Origin of the sequence: Klebsiella michiganensis (assembly GCF_002925905.1) — a bacterium.
In the GTDB taxonomy this organism is placed as follows: domain Bacteria; phylum Pseudomonadota; class Gammaproteobacteria; order Enterobacterales; family Enterobacteriaceae; genus Klebsiella; species Klebsiella michiganensis.
The window spans coordinates 107,693-124,075 of record NZ_PRDB01000006.1 but is presented as its reverse complement, the minus strand read 5'-3'; the positions used below and the strand labels follow the sequence as shown (position 1 = coordinate 124,075).

The window sequence follows — 16,383 nt, the reverse complement described above, 5'->3', positions numbered from 1 at the left end:
TATGGCTCCTTAAACGCGTTCTATAATCAGCGCGATCCCCTGACCGACGCCGATACACATGGTGCACAGCGCATAGCGCCCGCCGGTACGGCGCAGCTGGTACGCCGCGGTCATTGCCAGACGGCCGCCGGAGGCGCCCAGCGGATGTCCGAGGGCTATCGCGCCGCCGTTAGGGTTGACGTGCGCCGCATCGTCGGGCAGACCCAGATCGCGCGTGACCGCCAGCGCCTGAGCGGCAAAGGCCTCATTCAGTTCAATGACGTCCATCTGCCCAAGCGTTAGCCCGGTTTGCGCCAGCACCTTACGTACCGCCGGCGCTGGGCCAAATCCCATAATACGCGGCGCCACCCCAGCCGTCGCGACGCCCACCACGCGGGCGAGCGGCTGTAAATCATTGGCGGCCAGCGCCTGCTCGCTGGCAAGCAGCAGCGCGCAGGCGCCGTCGTTGACTCCGGAAGCATTACCTGCCGTCACCGTACCGTCGGCGCGCACCACGCCGCGCAGCCTGGCCAGCGCCTCCGCCGTGGTGCTGCGCGGGTGCTCATCGCGGCTAAAGAGTAGCGGTTCGCCCTTACGCTGCGGCACCGAGACGGCAATCAGCTCGTCGGCAAAGCGTCCGGCCTCCTGCGCCGCCGCCGTACGCAGCTGGCTGCGAAGCGCAAACGCATCCTGGTCCTCCCGCGAAATGGCGAAATCGTCCGCCACGTTTTCCGCCGTTTCCGGCATCGAATCCACGCCGTACAGCGCTTTCATCTGCGGGTTAATGAAGCGCCAGCCGATGGTGGTATCTTCCATCCGCATCGTGCGGCTAAAGGCGCTTTCGGCCTTGCCCATCACAAAAGGCGCGCGCGACATGCTCTCCACGCCGCCGGCGATCATCAGCTGAGTTTCGCCGCTTTTAATCGCGCGCGCTGCGATACCGATCGCATCAAGGCTGGAACCGCACAGGCGGTTTACGGTACTGCCCGGTACGCTTTCCGGCAGACCGGCCAGCAGCAGCGCCATGCGCGCGACGTTGCGGTTATCTTCCCCCGCCTGGTTAGCGCAGCCGTAAATCACATCATCAATACGCGCCGGATCGAGTCCCGGATTGCGCTCCAGCAGCGCTTTCAGCGGCAGCGCCGCCAGATCGTCGGCGCGCAGGGTGGCCAGGGTACCGCCAAAGCGGCCGAACGGCGTCCGCACCGCATCACAGATAAATGCCTGATTCATCATAGGTTCCTTACGCGCTTTCCGCCAGTTGTGCAAAAGTCAGCGCCACCGGCGTGATGCGCTGCAGTTCCTCAAAAGAGAGGCCATTAAAGATTTCCCGCACCACCGGGCCGCTTTCGCTGATATCGATGACCGCCAGGTCGGTGTAGATACGGCTGACGCAGCCGACGCCGGTCAGCGGATAGGTGCAGTGCTCTACCAGCTTGCACTCCCCGTCGCGGGTCAGGTGATCCATCATCACGAAGACCTGACGAGCGCCAATGGCCAGATCCATCGCTCCGCCGACGGCAGGAATGGCGTCGGGCGCGCCGGTACTCCAGTTCGCCAGATCGCCGCTGGCGGAAACCTGGTAAGCGCCAAGCACGCAGATATCGAGGTGCCCGCCGCGCATCATGGCGAAGGAGTCGCCGTGGTGAAAGTAGCAGCCGCCGTTGAGCAGAGTCACATACTCTTTCCCGGCGTTAATCAGCTCCGGATCCTCTTCCCCCGGCAGCGGTTTCGGCCCCATCCCCAGCAGGCCGTTTTCGCTGTGCAGGAAGATTTCTTTATCGGCAGGAAGATAGTTGGCGATGCGGGTGGGCAAGCCGATCCCCAGATTGACGTAAGCGCCTTCGGGAATATCGCGGGCCACGCGCTGGGCCATCTCATCGCGAGTCAGTTTTTGCATTAAGAGTTCCTCAGGCGCTTTTAGCGGCAATCAGGTTTTCCAGGGAGTAGACGCGCTGCACAAAAATGCCCGGGGTAATGATGCTTTCCGGGTCGAGATCGCCCAAGGGCACCAGCTGCGAAACTTCTACAATGGTGGTTTTCGCGGCGGTCGCCATAATCGGGCCGAAGTTGCGCGCCGCTTTGCGATAAACCAGGTTTCCCCAGCGGTCGCCCTGGTGGGCTTTGATCAACGCGAAGTCGGCCCTGATGGGGTATTCGAGCACGTAATGACGCCCGTCGATTTCGCGGGTCTCTTTCCCCTCCGCCAGCGGCGTGCCGTAGCCGGTGGGGGTAAACACCGCGCCGAGGCCCGCGCCTGCCGCCTGGATCCGCGCCGCGAGGTTGCCCTGCGGTACCAGCTCCAGCTCAACTTTACCGCGGCGATAAAGGTCATCGAAAATCTGCGAATCAACCTGACGTGGGAACGAACAGATCATTTTTCGCACCCGACCGGCCTTCAGCAGCGCCGCCAGGCCGACTTCGCCGTTGCCCGCATTGTTATTGATAATGGTTAAATCACGGGCCCCCTGTTCTATCAGAGCATCTATCAGGTACGTCGGCTGCCCGGCGGGGCCAAAACCGCCAATCATTATGGTCGCCCCGTCGTGGATCCCGGCGATGGCATCACGTAGCGTCGACACGCTTTTATCAATCATCAGGTCGCTCCTGTATGTGCGGTAATCGCACTTTTATTCGTTGTTCGCACAAAATGTGACCCGCTTAACGATGCTGGTCAAGGGCGATAATCGAAATATGGTGCGATAATCGAACATCGTGTATGTTTAGCGAAAGAATGTGATCGACGGCAAATACGGAGAAGAGAATGGAGAAGCATCCAGATGATTTACTGACGGGCGATAGCGATCCGTTTAAGGGCGATCCGAACTTTATGGCTTCGCTGGCGCGCGGGCTGGAGGTGATCCAGGCGTTTACTCCGCAGCGCCCGCTGCTCTCAATTTCGCAGATCAGCCAAAAGACCGGCATTCCGCGCGCGGCGGTGCGCCGCTGCCTGTATACGCTGAGCAAACTGGGCTTTGTTTACGCCGAAGATGGTAAAAATTTCCAGCTGCGACCGAAAATTCTGGCGCTGGGCCACGCCTGGCTTGCCTCCACGCCGCTGGCGCGTTCGGCGCAGCCGGTGCTGAAGCATTTAAGCGAAATGCTCAATGAGTCCTGCTCCATCGCCACTCTCGACGGCGACGACATTCTTTATATCGCTCGCGCGTCGAGTTCGCGCATTATGACCATCGATCTCGACATCGGCAGCCGCCTGCCCGCCTGGGCGACCTCCATGGGACGCGTGCTGCTGAGCTATCAGCCGGAGGAGAAGCTGAACGATATGCTGGGCCGGGTCACGATGATTCGCTATACCCCGCAAACCGTTGATTCGGTTGCGAAGCTGCGTACCGAACTTAAGCGCGTGCACCAGCAGGGCTACGCGCTTAACGATCAGGAGCTCGAGATGGGGCTGCGCTCGCTGGCGGTACCGCTGTTTAACCCTCAGGGGCAGATTCAGGCTGCGCTGAACGTCGGCGTACACGCCGGACAGGTCTCCACGCACGAGATGCTGGAGCGGGTGTTACCCGAGCTACAGAAAGCAGCCCGGGAACTGACGCTGCTGATGCGCTAGCGGCTATGCTTGGCGTGGCGCTCCCAGTTTTCCTGCTTTGCCTCCGCCGATTTCCGCAGGGCCACGTAGCAGGCGCCGCTGCCGCCGTGGTGCGGTAACGCCGCGCAGAACGCCTGGACTTCCGGGAGTTCCACCAGCCAGCGCGCCAGGTAGCTGCGAATAATATTGGCGTGCGCGTTATCGTCGCGCCCTTTGCCATGCACGATCAGCACATTACGCAGCCCCTCTTTTTGCGCCTGGACCACAAAAGCAAACAGATTCTGTCGGCACTTCTCCACCGGCTGGCGCAGCAGATTGAGGCTTGCCTGCTGGCCGTATTTGCCGCGCCGGAGCTTCTCCAGTACGCCGCTTTGCAGACCTTCCCGCTTAAACTCAAGGGCGGTTGCCAGCGGCACAATATCGAGATAGCCGGTGGTCAGAAAGTTATCCAGCTGCAGGGGATCAATCCGCTGCGCGGCGCGAGTATTGCGCGCGGGGTGCCAGTGAACGTCGTGATTATGTTTCAGAGGCTGAACGTCCTCCATGGCGCCAAGAAATAGGGATTTGTCGTCAAGGTTCATGCGCGCTCCTCCAGCTACTACCGGGAGGTTACTATAGCCGTCTCGCGGCGCCTCCTCAACGCGTTTAACCACCTCTGCGCGATTATGGAAACAGTTGTCGGCTCTGACGACGAAACAACGTGATTAATGACGCGGTTAAGGGCGTTTGCCGCGTATCGCGGCGCTGAATCAGAAAATAGGTGGCTTTGGGTAACGCTTCTCGAATGGGGATCATCACCAGCTTATCCGCCATCATCGGGTCGTTGCCAAGTTCGACCGGCAGAATGCTGAGAAAATCGCTTTTCACCACCAGGCTAATGCACGAAGAGAAGGTCTCACAAACGATATCCACCTTTGGCGCCAGTCCGGCCTGGTTAAACATCTCCTGCAGCTGTTTGAAGTAGCTGCCGCGCGGCGTCGGCATCGTCCAGTGGTGATCGAGCAGCTCGGTCAGTGAAGTGACGTGTGCCGCCGGGTGACCGGCGCGGGCGAATACCGCGAAAGGTTTCTCAAATAGCTTCTCAAAGCTGAATTCATGATCGTAGGGGCCGGGATAGTAAGTATTGATGGTGAAATCCAGCTCACCCTGACGCAGTTCATTAATCATCGCCAGCAGCTGTCCTTCCATAATCCGCACCTTCACCAGCGGATGCTGCTGATGAAAGCGGCAAATAACCGAAGGCATCAGCGAACGCGCTACGCTGGCGCCAAGGCCGATATTAATCTGCCCGGCCTGCTCGCCCTGACGTTGCAGCAATTCATCCTGCGCCACCCGCAGCTCTTCCAGGATCAGGCTCGCATGTTGATAAAAACTTTCGCCATTTTCGGTCAGCGCCACCCCCTGGCTACGGCGCACAAACAGCTGCGCGGAGAGCCCCTCTTCCAGCTCTTTAATCGCTTTGGTCAACGCCGGCTGCGAAATCGCCAACGCCCGGCTGGCGCCGCGAATACTTCCTTCGCGCGCGACCTCAACGAAGGCCCGAATGTGGTGAAATTTAATCTGAAATGACATGTTGTGAGTGATAACCAGTGTTTATCAGACAGAAGAAAATGACATCTACTGTAATCGATTGTGCTGTGGCAGGTTAAGGATGAGAGTGCATGAAAGTGATGAGTGATAAGTAAAGGCTATCACTTCGTGAACATCATCACAGTTTTTGCTTATAACGGGAAAGGTTATGCCGCAACTTTATGATTTCATCAACCAGCTGGCGCCAAAAATGACCGAATGGCGTCGCGATTTTCACCTGCATGCGGAATCCGGCTGGCTGGAGTTCCGCACCGCCAGCAAAGTGGCGGAAGTATTAGACGGTCTGGGTTATCAGCTGGCGCTGGGGCGTGACGTTATCGATGCCGATAGCCGTATGGGCCTGCCTGATGAAGAGACCCTGGCGCAGGCGTTCCAGCGCGCCCGCGCGCAGGGTGCGTCTGAACGCTGGCTACCGGCGTTTGAAGGCGGCTTCGCCGGAGTGGTGGCGACCCTCAATACCGGGCGGCCGGGGCCGACGCTGGCGTTTCGCGTCGACATGGATGCGCTCGATCTCAACGAGCAGCATGACGATAGTCACCGTCCGCATCGCGATCGTTTTGCCTCCTGCAACGACGGCATGATGCATGCCTGCGGCCACGACGGTCACACCGCAATCGGGCTGGGTCTGGCGCACGTGCTGAAGGAGTATGCCGCGCAGCTCAACGGGACGATGGTGCTGATTTTCCAGCCGGCGGAAGAAGGTACCCGCGGCGCGCGCGCCATGGTCGCGGCGGGCGTACTTGATGAGGTGGATTACTTTACCGCTATTCATATCGGTACCGGCGTCCCTGCCGGCACCGTCGTCTGCGGCGGCGATAACTTTATGGCCACCACCAAATTTGATGTGCAGTTCAGCGGCGTCGCCGCCCACGCTGGTGGTAAACCGGAAGATGGCCGTAACGCGCTACTGGCGGCGGCCCAGGCCGCCCTTGCCCTGCACGCCATCGCGCCGCACAGCGCCGGGGCGTCAAGGGTTAACGTCGGCGTCATGCAGGCCGGTACCGGGCGTAACGTGGTTCCCTCCTCCGCGCTATTAAAAGTCGAAACCCGTGGCGAAACGGATGCCATTAACCAGTACGTCTTTGAGCGGGCTAAACAGGCGATCGCCGGCGCGGCGACCATGTATGAAGCCAGTTACCAGCTGCAGCTGATGGGCGCGGCCACCTCCAGCGCCCCGTCGCCGGCGTGGGTGGACTATCTGCGCCAGCAGACGGCCCAGGTCCCCGGCGTTAAACAGGCTGTCGATCGTATCGCTGCCCCGGCGGGCTCCGAGGATGCCACCCTGATGATGGCCCGGGTCCAGGAGCGCGGCGGTCTCGCCTCATACATGATATTCGGCACGGAACTGAGCGCCGGTCACCACAATGAAAAATTCGATTTCGACGAGAACGTGATGACCTTGGCCGTCGAAACGTTAGCACGCGTCGCCCTGAACTTTCCCTGGCAGCGAGGTGTGTAATGGAACACGTTTATCAATTTGTCGATGACGTTATTGAGGGGCGGCGCAACGATTTTTGCGCCATTGCCGATGATATCTGGGACCATCCGGAAACCCGCTTTCAGGAGTTCTGGTCCGCTGCGCGTTTGGCCGATGCGCTGGAAGCGGAAGGCTTTCAATTGACCCGCAATGCCGGCGGGATCCCTAACGCCTTTATCGCCAGCTTCGGCGTGGGCCAACCGGTGATTGCCCTCCTCGGCGAATTTGACGCCCTGGCGGGGCTCAGCCAGCAGGCCCACTGCGCGGAACCCGCGTCTTCGACGCCGGGAGAAAACGGCCACGGGTGCGGGCATAATCTGCTTGGTACGGCGGCGTTCGCCGCCGCGCTCGCCGCCAGGAACTGGCTGCAGCAACAGGGCGGCGCCGGCACGCTTCGCTTCTATGGCTGTCCCGGCGAGGAAGGTGGCTCGGGGAAAACCTTCATGGTCCGCGAGGGGTTATTCGATGACATCGATGCCGCCCTGACCTGGCATCCGGAAGCCTGGGCCGGGATGTTCAGCACCCGCACCCTTGCCAACATTCAGGCGGCGTGGCGGTTTACCGGCACCGCGGCGCACGCGGCAAACTCGCCGCATTTGGGCCGCAGCGCCCTGGATGCCGTGACGCTGATGACCACCGGCAGCAACTTCCTTAACGAACATATTATCGAAAAGGCGCGGGTGCACTACGCCATCACCGATACCGGCGGCGTCTCTCCCAACGTTGTCCAGGCGCAGGCGGAGGTGCTGTATCTCATTCGCGCGCCGGAAATGGCCGACGCGCAGCAGATCTTCGCCCGGATCGAGAAAATCGCCCAAGGCGCGGCGTTGATGACCGAGACCCGCGTCAGCTGTCGCTTCGAAAAAGCCTGTTCCAGCTATCTGCCCAACCGCACGCTGGAAGCGGCGATGTATCAGGCGGTTTGCCATTACGGCACGCCGCCCTGGAGCGCGGAAGAGCGCGCATTCGCCGCCGAAATTCGCGCAACCTTGAGCGCGAACGATATCAATAACAGCCTGAAAAACATTGCCGACACCGGCGGCGAGGACGGGAAAGCGTTCACCCGCCGCCACCGCGAAACGCGCCTGATCGATGAAGTGGCGCCGTGGGCGGCAACGGACAACATCCTTGCGGGCTCTACCGACGTCGGCGACGTGAGCTGGAAGGCCCCCGTGGCCCAGTGCTTCAGCCCCTGTTTTGCCGTCGGGACGCCGCTGCACTCCTGGCAACTAGTGAGCCAGGGCAGAACCTCCATCGCCCACAAAGGGATGCTGCTGGCGGGGAAAGTGCTGGGCGCGACGGCCATTCGTCTGTTCAGCGACAGGGCGTTACTGACCGCCAGCCAGCAGGAACTGGCACAGGTCTTAGCCGAAAGTCCCTACCGGTGCCCCATTCCACAGGAGGTCAAGCCGTCGATTTTAAAATAATAAAAGCCCCGTGGATGGAGTACGGCAACGCGGTAATCGCCAAAAAAATAACGGCTGACACGCCCAGGGGTAAAGAGACAACCAACACAACAACGACAACTGAGGAACGCCCATGAGTATGTCATCCATACCGTCGCCTTCCCCCACCGGTAAGCTTTATGGCTGGGTTGAAAAAATAGGTAACAAGGTCCCGCATCCGTTTTTACTGTTTATCTATCTGATTGTGGCGTTAATGGTCGCCACCGCCATCCTGTCGGCGCTGAACGTCGGGGTACAGAACCCCACCGACGGCTCGCGAGTGGTGGTGAAAAATTTGCTTAGCGTTGAAGGATTGCACTGGTTTTTGCCGAACGTCATTAAAAACTTTAGCGGTTTCGCGCCGCTGGGAGCCATTCTGGCTCTGGTGCTGGGGGCCGGTTTTGCGGAACGAGTGGGCCTGCTGCCTTCGCTGATGGTGAAAATGTCATCCCACGTTAGCGCCCGTTACGCCAGCTATATGGTGCTGTTTATCGGCTTCTTTAGCCACATCTCTTCCGATGCCGCGCTGGTGATTATGCCGCCGCTGGGCGCCCTGATGTTCCTCGCCGTCGGCCGCCACCCGGTTGCCGGGCTGCTGGCGGCCATCGCCGGCGTCGGCTGCGGCTTCACGGCCAATCTGCTCATCGTCACCACCGATGTCCTGCTCTCTGGCATCAGCACCGAAGCGGCAAAAACCCTTGACGCCTCGCTCCACGTCAGCGTGATTGATAACTGGTATTTTATGGCAACCTCAGTGATCGTTCTCACGCTGGTTGGCGGATTGATTACCGATAAACTGGTGGAACCGCGGTTAGGGCAATGGCAAGGCAACAGCGATGAAACGCTGCAGACGTTGACGCCGGAACAGCGCTTCGGCCTGCGCGTGGCCGGCGTGGCCGCGCTGTTATTCGTGGCGGCGATCGCGCTGATGGTCGTGCCGGAAAACGGTATCCTGCGCGATCCCATCAAGCATACCGTGATGCCTTCGCCGTTTATAAAAGGGATCGTCCCGCTCATTATCTTTTTCTTCTTCGTCGTTTCACTGGCCTACGGCATCGCCACCGGCAAAATTCGCCGACAGGCCGATCTGCCTCAGCTGATGATTGAGCCGATGAAAGAGATGGCAGGTTTTATCGTGATGGTCTTCCCGCTGGCCCAGTTCGTCGCCATGTTCAACTGGAGCAATATGGGGAAATTTATGGCCGTCGGCTTGACGGATCTGCTGGAGAGCGCGGGAATGAACGGCGTACCGGCGTTTGTCGGCCTGGCGCTGCTATCCGCCTTTTTGTGTATGTTTATCGCCAGCGGTTCGGCAATCTGGTCGATTCTGGCGCCGATTTTCGTGCCGATGTTTATGCTGCTGGGCTTTCACCCGGCATTTGCGCAGATTCTGTTTCGCATCGCCGACTCATCGGTGCTGCCGCTGGCGCCGGTATCGCCGTTTGTGCCGCTATTTCTCGGCTTCTTACAGCGCTACCGGCCCGACGCTAAGCTTGGAACCTACTACTCGCTGGTCTTGCCTTATCCATTAATATTCCTTGCCGTCTGGCTACTGCTGCTGGTTGGCTGGTACCTCGTGGGGCTGCCCATCGGACCGGGTATTTATCCGCGATTACCTTAACGTCGCGACAGGCCAGGGAAGGCCACAAACACGTTAACGCCAGGTCGTGCGGTTACTGATGACTTTATACAGTCCTTCAATCGCCAAAGCGATCAGATGAATTACTAAGCCGCTGATAATCACAATTACAACGCCAGTCATCATATATTGCATATCACCACCTTTGTTGGTAAAAACCCGCGCAGAAACGCCGGGAAATCATGGACTCAAGGAAAGCCAGCCTGTTTATCTGCCGCGCCGGATGGTTGCCGATGAATTCGCCGCCGGATAAAGGTAGCAAAATCGCCTTGCCAACGCGTCTGCGAGTTAATGTAAAAATAAACATCGCTTTCCTCACCTCATAATTAATAGTCCATGCTGACCCTGTTTGTTGACCTTTTCGGAGTATGGTTTGCCCACATCGCGTCGTGCTATGGTGATGCCCTGCCAAAATAACCTCGCTGAAGGATGACCGATGCTCACGCTGTTGCAAGATAAAATTGACACCCCGCTGGGGCCTCTGTGGGTGATTTGCGATGAGCAGTTTAACCTGCGGGCCGTTGAGTGGGATCAGCACCGCGACCGCATGGAGCAACTGCTGGATGTGCATTATCGCCGTGAAGGCTACCAACGCGTTGATTCGCGTAATCCAGGTAACCTGAGCCGTAAGCTTAGCGATTACTTCGCGGGCGATCTCGCCGTTATCGACACCTTACCTACCGCCACCGGCGGGACGCCGTTTCAGCGGGAAGTCTGGCAAACGCTGCGCACCATCCCTTGCGGCCAGGTCATGCACTACGGTCAGCTCGCGGAGGCGCTGGGACGTCCGGGTGCGGCGCGCGCCGTGGGTGCCGCCAACGGTTCAAATCCTGTCAGTATTGTGGTGCCCTGCCACCGGGTGATCGGGCGTAACGGCACCATGACGGGTTACGCCGGCGGCGTGCAGCGAAAAGAGTGGCTATTGCGTCACGAAGGCTATCTGCTCCTTTGACCGTAAGTGCCTTTTCTGGAATCTTCCGGTAATTTTACAATCCAATATCGCCGGATAACTTATTCATAATCAATGAGATAAAATGGGTAACTGATTTACCCTTTTAATATTACGTGTTTCAGGGGTTCGAGACTTACCTGCTCACCAAAAAGATGTTAAAATTGACCAATATCAATTAAAGCCTGAGCAGACTTATGATCCCGGAAAAGCGAATTATACGACGCATTCAGTCTGGCGGTTGTGCAATCCATTGCCAGGATTGCAGCATTAGCCAGCTTTGCATCCCTTTTACTCTGAACGAGCATGAGCTTGACCAGCTTGATAACATCATTGAGCGGAAAAAGCCTATCCAGAAAGGACAGACCTTGTTCAAAGCCGGTGATGAGCTGAAATCGCTGTATGCAATTCGTTCTGGCACCATTAAAAGCTACACCATCACCGAACAGGGCGATGAGCAGATCACCGGTTTTCATCTGGCCGGCGATTTGGTCGGCTTTGACGCCATCGGCACCGCCCACCACCCGAGCTTTGCCCAGGCGCTGGAAACCTCAATGGTCTGCGAGATTCCGTTTGAAACGCTGGACGACCTCTCCGGTAAGATGCCGAACCTGCGTCAGCAGATGATGCGTCTGATGAGCGGCGAGATCAAAGGCGATCAGGATATGATCCTGCTGCTTTCCAAAAAGAACGCAGAGGAGCGCCTGGCGGCCTTTATCTACAATCTGTCCCGCCGTTTCGCGCAGCGCGGCTTCTCGCCGCGTGAGTTCCGCCTCACCATGACCCGTGGCGATATCGGCAACTATCTGGGCCTGACGGTAGAAACCATCAGCCGCCTGCTGGGACGTTTCCAGAAAAGCGGTATGCTGGCGGTTAAAGGCAAATATATCACCATCGAAAACAGCGACCTGCTGGCGCAGCTTGCTGGCCAGGCCCGCAACGTCGCCTGATAGTCCTCCCGTATCCGGCCGGATCGCGAATTTTTTTCTAATTTGTTGATCTGGCCAGGCTCATCCCCTGTTTCATTTCATCCATATAGGTTATCTTTTTAATACAGACTGTAGTTACAGTTGTAAGGAGACCCTGTATGGCGAAGTATCAGAACATGCTGGTAGTAATCGACCCCAATCAGGACGACCAGCCTGCATTGCGGCGCGCGGTGTATCTGCACCAACGGATTGGTGGCCGCATCAAAGCCTTTTTGCCGATCTATGATTTTTCTTATGAAATGACCACCCTGCTCTCCCCCGACGAACGCACGGCCATGCGCCAGGGCGTCATCGGGCAGCGTACCGCCTGGATCCGCGAGCAGGCAAAATTCTATATAGAGTCCGGCGTGCCCATTGATATTAAAGTGGTGTGGCACAATCGTCCCTTCGAAGCCATTATTCAGGAAATCATCAGCGACAAGCATGATTTAGTGCTGAAGATGGCGCACCAGCACGACAAGCTGGAAGCGGTGATTTTCACCCCAACGGACTGGCACCTGCTGCGTAAATGCCCATGCCCGGTCTGGATGGTCAAAGATCAGCCGTGGCCGGAAGGCGGTAAAGCGCTGGTGGCGGTCAATCTCGCCAGTGAAGAGAACTACCACAACGCGCTCAATGAAAAACTGGTCAGAGAAACCATTGAGCTGGCGGAACAGGTAAACCATACAGAGGTGCACCTGGTGGGCGCCTATCCCGTCACGCCCATCAATATCGCGATTGAGCTCCCTGATTTTGACCCCAGCGTCTATAACGACGCCATTCGCGGTCAGCATCTGCTGGCCATGAAAGCGCTGCGGCAAAAATTCGGCATCGATGAAGGCCGCACCCACGTTGAAAAAGGGTTACCTGAGGAGGTCATTCCCGACCTTTCAGAGCATCTTCAGGCGGGGATCGTGGTACTGGGTACGATTGGTCGAACCGGACTCTCGGCAGCCTTCCTCGGCAATACCGCTGAACAGGTTATTGACCACCTGCGCTGCGACCTGCTGGCGCTGAAGCCGGACCAGTACCAGACGCCGGTTGAGCTGGACGACGAAGAAGACGATTAGTCCGTTGACTTCATTCGTGGTAATAAGACGTCATCCCCCGCCCGCGCGGGGGATTTTTTTGCATCCCATTAACAAAAATAAAGGGCCATTTGGCCCCGATTTCAACAGCTTTGTGGGTAACGAAAACGTTAGTGGATACCTAAGCGCCAGGCGTGATCGATCTCTTCTTTAAGCTCCATGGACGAAAGCGCCATTAAATCGGCGAACTCAAGTTCCAGCAATTTCAGCTTTTTCAGATACTGCGCGGGGGTTAAAGCAGCGGGGTCACGGCGCAGAAATTCGATGGCCAGTTGCGTGGGGGTTAACTCGGTATCCATAATATCCTCAGTTTGGGTGAAAAACAGCCTATTGTAACACCTTCGCCTGATTATTTTATGAGCAAATAACCCCTTCGTTACCTATATAAAAAAGCCGTCTCAGAAGAGACGGCTTAAGAAGCACTGGTTTTAAACGACCAGGCCTTACAACGCTTTCAGAATCGCATCGACGCTGGCTTTGGCATCGCCAAACAGCATGTGGGTGTTCTCTTTAAAGAACAGCGGGTTTTGTACGCCAGCGTAGCCGGTGTTCATTGAACGTTTAAATACAATGACGTTCTGCGCTTTCCACACTTCCAGCACCGGCATACCGGCGATCGGGCTGCCCGGATCGTCCTGCGCGGCCGGGTTCACCGTGTCGTTAGCGCCGATGACCAGTACGGTGTCGGTATCGGAGAAATCATCGTTGATCTCATCCATTTCCAGCACGATGTCATACGGGACTTTCGCTTCCGCCAGCAGGACGTTCATATGGCCCGGCAGACGCCCGGCAACCGGATGAATACCGAAACGCACTTTGATTCCGCGCGCGCGCAGTCTTTCAGTGATTTCCGCGACCGGATACTGGGCCTGCGCAACCGCCATGCCGTAGCCCGGGGTGATGATGACCGACTGAGAACCTTTCAGCATCTCAGCGGTTTCTTCGGCGCTGATTTCACGGTGCTCGCCCACTTCTTCATCACCTGTGGACGCCGTGCCGTCAGAACCAAAACCGCCGGCAATCACGCTGAAGAACGAACGGTTCATCGCCTTACACATGATGTAGGACAGAATTGCACCGGAAGAACCTACCAGCGCACCGGTTACGATCAGCAGGTCGTTGCTGAGCATAAAGCCCGCCGCCGCCGCCGCCCAGCCGGAGTAGGAGTTCAGCATTGATACCACGACCGGCATATCCGCGCCGCCGATGGAGGCCACCAGGTGCCAGCCAAACGCCAGGGCAATCACGGTCATCACCAGCAGGCACAGTACCTGCATGCCGATGCTGTCGGTACGCACGAAAACGATCAGCAGCAGGAAAGAAACGACCAGCGCCGCCAGGTTTAGCTTATGACGGTTCGGCAGCATCAGCGGCTTAGAAGACATCTTGCCGCACAGCTTGCCAAACGCCACAACGGAACCCGTAAAGGTCACCGCGCCGATGAAGATACCGAGGAACACTTCGGTCAAATGAATATTGACCAGAATCTGTTCCATACCGGTTTCATGCTGCAGATAGCTGTTAAAGCCAACCAGTACCGCCGCCAGGCCCACGAAGCTGTGCAGAATCGCCACCAGCTCCGGCATCTCGGTCATTTCAACTTTCTTCGCCAGACGAATACCGATCGCGCCGCCGATAACCATCGCCAGCAGGATCCACGCGACGTTGCTGCTATCCGGCCCCAGAATGGTCGCCACCAGCGCAATCGCCATCCCGGCAATGCCGTAGTAGTTCCCCTGCTGGGAGGTTTCGTGTTTGGAAAGCCCCGCCAGGCTAAAAATAAACAGAATCGCGGCAACAATGTATGCAGCTGTAACTAATCCACCAGACATTTGTTACCCCTTATCCTTTGCGGAACATTTTCAGCATGCGCTGAGTGACGGTGAAACCACCAAAAATATTAATGCTGGCGATCAGCACCGCGATAAAGCTCAGGAAGCTGACCCAGCCGCCGTGGCCTATCTGTAACAATGCCCCTACCACGATAATGCCGGAAATCGCGTTAGTGACCGACATCAGCGGCGTATGCAGCGCATGGGAGACGTTCCATACGACGTAGTAACCGACCACGCAGGAGAGCGCGAAAACGGTAAAGTGGCCGAGGAACTCTTTCGGTGCCACGCTTGCCAGCCAGCCAAACAGAATAATCGCCAGCGCCATCAGCGCATACTTGCGCAGCGGCGAGTTCGGTTTCGCCTCTGCTTTTGGCGCTTCAACCTTTTTCGCTGCCGCCTGCGGCTGAGCAGATACCTGAATGGGTGGAGCGGGCCAGGTGATTTCACCCTCGCGAACCACGGTAACGCCGCGGATAACGACATCATCAAAATCGATAACGACATTGCCGTCTTTCTCTTTGCACAGCAGCTTAAGCAGGTTAACCAGGTTGGTGCCATACAGCTGTGAGGACTGCGTCGGCAGACGACCCGGGAGATCGGTATAACCGATAATCTTCACGCCGTTGGCGGTGGTAACCACCTGGCCCGGCACGGTGTATTCACAGTTGCCGCCGTTTTGCGACGCCAGGTCAACCACCACGCTGCCGGACTTCATGGAGTCAACCATCTCGCGGGTAATCAGTTTCGGCGCCGGTTTACCCGGAATCAGCGCGGTGGTAACGATGATGTCGACATCTTTGGCCTGCGCGGCAAAGAGCGCCATCTCGGCTTTGATAAAGGCTTCAGACATGACTTTGGCATAGCCGTCGCCGCTGCCCGCTTCCTCTTTAAAATCCAGCTCAAGGAACTCGGCGCCCATACTCTGCACCTGTTCTTTCACTTCCGGACGGGTATCAAACGCGCGGACAATTGCGCCGAGGCTGTTAGCCGCACCGATGGCCGCCAGACCGGCAACCCCGGCTCCGATAACCATCACCTTCGCGGGAGGAACCTTACCTGCCGCGGTGATCTGCCCGGTGAAGAAGCGGCCAAACTCGTGGGCGGCTTCAACGATCGCGCGATAGCCGGCGATGTTAGCCATCGAACTTAACGCATCCAGCGACTGAGCGCGCGAAATACGCGGCACTGAATCCATCGCCATCACGTTGATATTACGCGCCGCCAGTTTTTCCATCAGCTGCGGGTTTTGCGCCGGCCAGATGAAGCTGATGAGCGTCGTGCCGGGATTAAGCAGCAGGATCTCTTCGTCATCGGGCGCGTTCACTTTCAGAATGACGTCGGACTGCCAGACGTCATCGCCGCTAACGATCTCCGCTCCAGCCTGAACGAAGGCCTCGTCGTCGAAACTGGCCAGCTTACCTGCGCCGCTTTCTACCGCGACGCTGAACCCGAGTTTCAGCAGCTGCTCCACCGTTTTCGGCGTGGCGGCGGCCCGGGTTTCCAGGGCTAGTCTCTCTTTTGGTACACCAATACGCATAGTTTTCCCTTCCATCGGTTTTTGATGATGGTTTACTTTTCTTACAAACGACCGTCGCGAAGGCGGATGAACGTGCCTTCCAACATATGTCTGAAAAAATAAAACAGTAACAAACTTTTTATAACCTACTGAAAATACCGATTGTGATCTACAGCAATAAAACAGAAATTTTGATTTTATTGGTAAAACGCACGGCTAACCGTGCCAGGCAGCAATATTTACCTTATTTTTATGCCAGCGCCTGATAATCCGCTTGGCAGAGGGGTTAATTCACCATTTATCGCCGTCTTGAACATCGCATTAACATTACGTTAACTTATGAAAGT

General features: G+C 57.4%; 15 protein-coding genes. 7 read left to right on the top strand and 8 right to left on the bottom strand.

The annotated features are described in order from the left end of the window. Positions 1-9 precede the first annotated feature (9 nt). Genes pcaF through CDA56_RS14810 form a run of 3 tightly spaced genes read right to left on the bottom strand, consistent with a single transcriptional unit; the run spans position 10 to position 2,576 of the window. Positions 10-1,212, bottom strand: coding sequence for a 3-oxoadipyl-CoA thiolase (gene pcaF / locus CDA56_RS14820; protein ID WP_004851337.1), 1,203 nt, complete (start codon positions 1,210-1,212; stop codon positions 10-12). A gap of 10 nt (positions 1,213-1,222) precedes the next feature. After that, positions 1,223-1,879, bottom strand: a complete 657-nt coding sequence (locus CDA56_RS14815) for a 3-oxoacid CoA-transferase subunit B (protein ID WP_014229557.1) — start codon at positions 1,877-1,879, stop codon at positions 1,223-1,225. Positions 1,880-1,889: 10 nt separating this feature from the next. Beyond that, complete coding sequence (locus CDA56_RS14810) at positions 1,890-2,576, bottom strand: 3-oxoacid CoA-transferase subunit A (protein ID WP_014229558.1); 687 nt, start codon at positions 2,574-2,576, stop codon at positions 1,890-1,892. Positions 2,577-2,743: 167 nt separating this feature from the next. On the opposite strand from CDA56_RS14810, the gene CDA56_RS14805 reads away from it, so the two are divergent. Next, positions 2,744-3,550 carry an IclR family transcriptional regulator domain-containing protein gene (locus tag CDA56_RS14805; protein WP_004851343.1) on the top strand — a complete coding sequence of 269 codons (807 nt, stop codon included), beginning with the start codon at positions 2,744-2,746 and terminating at the stop codon, positions 3,548-3,550. On the opposite strand, the gene smrA is transcribed toward CDA56_RS14805, so the two are convergent. Further along, positions 3,547-4,110, bottom strand: a complete 564-nt coding sequence (gene smrA / locus CDA56_RS14800; protein ID WP_004851345.1) for a DNA endonuclease SmrA — start codon at positions 4,108-4,110, stop codon at positions 3,547-3,549. The two genes, CDA56_RS14805 and smrA, sit on opposite strands and share 4 nt — an antisense overlap. Positions 4,111-4,192: 82 nt before the next feature. Beyond that, a complete protein-coding gene (locus tag CDA56_RS14795; RefSeq protein WP_014229560.1) occupies positions 4,193-5,101 on the bottom strand; it encodes a LysR family transcriptional regulator in 909 nt (302 codons plus the stop codon). 166 nt (positions 5,102-5,267) lie between these two features. On the opposite strand from CDA56_RS14795, the gene CDA56_RS14790 reads away from it, so the two are divergent. From CDA56_RS14790 to uspE, 6 genes are all read left to right on the top strand, one after another. Next, the gene (locus tag CDA56_RS14790; protein WP_064357293.1) at positions 5,268-6,578 is read left to right on the top strand and encodes a M20 family metallo-hydrolase; all 1,311 of its coding nucleotides are present in this window, start codon (positions 5,268-5,270) and stop codon (positions 6,576-6,578) included. Further along, positions 6,578-8,023, top strand: a complete 1,446-nt coding sequence (locus CDA56_RS14785; RefSeq protein WP_103814317.1) for a M20 family metallopeptidase — start codon at positions 6,578-6,580, stop codon at positions 8,021-8,023. The genes CDA56_RS14790 and CDA56_RS14785 overlap by 1 nt, the downstream gene beginning before the upstream one ends. 112 nt (positions 8,024-8,135) lie before the next feature. Next, positions 8,136-9,662: a p-aminobenzoyl-glutamate transporter gene (abgT, locus tag CDA56_RS14780; protein WP_103814319.1), complete on the top strand. Its 1,527-nt coding sequence runs from the start codon at positions 8,136-8,138 to the stop codon at positions 9,660-9,662. Between the two features lie 454 nt (positions 9,663-10,116). After that, a complete protein-coding gene (ogt, locus tag CDA56_RS14775) occupies positions 10,117-10,632 on the top strand; it encodes a methylated-DNA--[protein]-cysteine S-methyltransferase (RefSeq protein ID WP_014229564.1) in 516 nt (171 codons plus the stop codon). A 194-nt stretch (positions 10,633-10,826) separates the two neighbouring features. Continuing rightward, on the top strand, positions 10,827-11,579 hold the full coding sequence (fnr, locus tag CDA56_RS14770) for a fumarate/nitrate reduction transcriptional regulator Fnr (RefSeq protein ID WP_004851364.1): 753 nt from the start codon (positions 10,827-10,829) through the stop codon (positions 11,577-11,579). Between the two features lie 137 nt (positions 11,580-11,716). Beyond that, positions 11,717-12,667: a universal stress protein UspE gene (uspE, locus tag CDA56_RS14765; RefSeq protein WP_004851366.1), complete on the top strand. Its 951-nt coding sequence runs from the start codon at positions 11,717-11,719 to the stop codon at positions 12,665-12,667. A gap of 128 nt (positions 12,668-12,795) precedes the next feature. Here the strand turns inward: uspE and CDA56_RS14760 are convergent, their stop codons facing one another. The 3 genes from CDA56_RS14760 to pntA form a co-directional block, all read right to left on the bottom strand. Further along, entirely contained in the window at positions 12,796-12,984 is a 189-nt protein-coding gene (locus tag CDA56_RS14760) for a YdiH family protein (protein WP_004102581.1), read from the bottom strand. A gap of 144 nt (positions 12,985-13,128) precedes the next feature. Continuing rightward, positions 13,129-14,517, bottom strand: coding sequence for a Re/Si-specific NAD(P)(+) transhydrogenase subunit beta (gene pntB / locus CDA56_RS14755; protein WP_014229565.1), 1,389 nt, complete (start codon positions 14,515-14,517; stop codon positions 13,129-13,131). Positions 14,518-14,527: 10 nt separating this feature from the next. After that, complete coding sequence (gene pntA / locus CDA56_RS14750) at positions 14,528-16,057, bottom strand: Re/Si-specific NAD(P)(+) transhydrogenase subunit alpha (protein ID WP_025105811.1); 1,530 nt, start codon at positions 16,055-16,057, stop codon at positions 14,528-14,530. Between the last annotated feature and the right edge of the window lie 326 nt (positions 16,058-16,383).

Coding starts and splice junctions, on each gene's coding strand:
- pcaF (WP_004851337.1), bottom strand. CDS start 1,212: ATGAATCAGGCATTTATCTGTGATGCGGTGCGGACGCCGTTCGGCCGC.
- CDA56_RS14815 (WP_014229557.1), bottom strand. CDS start 1,879: ATGCAAAAACTGACTCGCGATGAGATGGCCCAGCGCGTGGCCCGCGAT.
- CDA56_RS14810 (WP_014229558.1), bottom strand. CDS start 2,576: ATGATTGATAAAAGCGTGTCGACGCTACGTGATGCCATCGCCGGGATC.
- CDA56_RS14805 (WP_004851343.1), top strand. CDS start 2,744: ATGGAGAAGCATCCAGATGATTTACTGACGGGCGATAGCGATCCGTTT.
- smrA (WP_004851345.1), bottom strand. CDS start 4,110: ATGAACCTTGACGACAAATCCCTATTTCTTGGCGCCATGGAGGACGTT.
- CDA56_RS14795 (WP_014229560.1), bottom strand. CDS start 5,101: ATGTCATTTCAGATTAAATTTCACCACATTCGGGCCTTCGTTGAGGTC.
- CDA56_RS14790 (WP_064357293.1), top strand. CDS start 5,268: ATGCCGCAACTTTATGATTTCATCAACCAGCTGGCGCCAAAAATGACC.
- CDA56_RS14785 (WP_103814317.1), top strand. CDS start 6,578: ATGGAACACGTTTATCAATTTGTCGATGACGTTATTGAGGGGCGGCGC.
- abgT (WP_103814319.1), top strand. CDS start 8,136: ATGAGTATGTCATCCATACCGTCGCCTTCCCCCACCGGTAAGCTTTAT.
- ogt (WP_014229564.1), top strand. CDS start 10,117: ATGCTCACGCTGTTGCAAGATAAAATTGACACCCCGCTGGGGCCTCTG.
- fnr (WP_004851364.1), top strand. CDS start 10,827: ATGATCCCGGAAAAGCGAATTATACGACGCATTCAGTCTGGCGGTTGT.
- uspE (WP_004851366.1), top strand. CDS start 11,717: ATGGCGAAGTATCAGAACATGCTGGTAGTAATCGACCCCAATCAGGAC.
- CDA56_RS14760 (WP_004102581.1), bottom strand. CDS start 12,984: ATGGATACCGAGTTAACCCCCACGCAACTGGCCATCGAATTTCTGCGC.
- pntB (WP_014229565.1), bottom strand. CDS start 14,517: ATGTCTGGTGGATTAGTTACAGCTGCATACATTGTTGCCGCGATTCTG.
- pntA (WP_025105811.1), bottom strand. CDS start 16,057: ATGCGTATTGGTGTACCAAAAGAGAGACTAGCCCTGGAAACCCGGGCC.